At 72.5% G+C, this 730-nt stretch carries 1 protein-coding gene and 1 pseudogene; one reads left to right on the top strand and one right to left on the bottom strand.

All coding sequences use genetic code 11. The features are described from left to right. Positions 1-71: 71 nt before the first annotated feature. Positions 72-416: pseudogene (locus tag NS354_RS13955) on the top strand (HtaA domain-containing protein); the annotation flags it as partial. Here the strand turns inward: NS354_RS13955 and NS354_RS13960 are convergent. Beyond that, on the bottom strand, positions 368-730 hold the full coding sequence (locus tag NS354_RS13960; RefSeq protein ID WP_082678086.1) for a glycine zipper domain-containing protein: 363 nt from the start codon (positions 728-730) through the stop codon (positions 368-370). The pseudogene NS354_RS13955 and the gene NS354_RS13960 overlap by 49 nt on opposite strands.

Genomic DNA, 730 nt, shown 5'->3' on the forward strand with positions numbered 1-730 from the left:
ACCCCCTGCAGCGTCCCGCCGATGCGGTGGAGGTCTCCCACCCGAGCCTGTCCTGGGCGGTGAACGACTACATGCGGTCCTGGACCCCCGAACCGCTGGGCCCGGTCACCCGCGAGGGGCAGCAGTACGTCTTCGGTGAGGGCCGCGGCTGGTACGACGGGCGCAGCGGACGGGCCTCGGTGGCCTGGGACGGCGGGGTGCGCATCCGGCACTACGCGATCATGGCCCCGGGGGTGATCACCAGCTTCGGGAATCCCCGCCTGGATGTGGAGGCGGACGGCTCGGCGCGACTGAGCGTGGAGCTGAGCTGGATGCTCAACGACGAGAACAGCGGCGGGTACCACCGGGTCACCATGGCCACCTTCGATCACGTGGAGCTCAGCCGGGAGGGCCAGCGGGTGACGGTCACCGGGACCCCGGACTTCGCGGGCCGCGAGTACCGCGAGGGCGACCGGGTGTTCTCCGGGTCCTTCCCGGGGGAGTTCATCGACGCGCTGCACCCGGATATGCGGCCCCGGTGGTATGCCTCCGGGTCCGGTGGGGACGCCAAGAAGACCCCACTGCCGCTGTCGGTGAGCTTCGACGCCGAGCAGAAGGCCGCCGAGCCGACGCCGGAGCCGACCAGCGAGCCGACGGCCGAGCCGATGGCGGAGCCCACGGCCGAGCCGACCGCTGACCCCACCGCGGAGCCGACCGCGGAGCCCACCAGCGAACCGACCGTCGAGCCCAC

The sequence above is a fragment of the Leucobacter chromiiresistens genome (assembly GCF_001477055.1).
Classification (GTDB): domain Bacteria; phylum Actinomycetota; class Actinomycetes; order Actinomycetales; family Microbacteriaceae; genus Leucobacter; species Leucobacter chromiiresistens_A.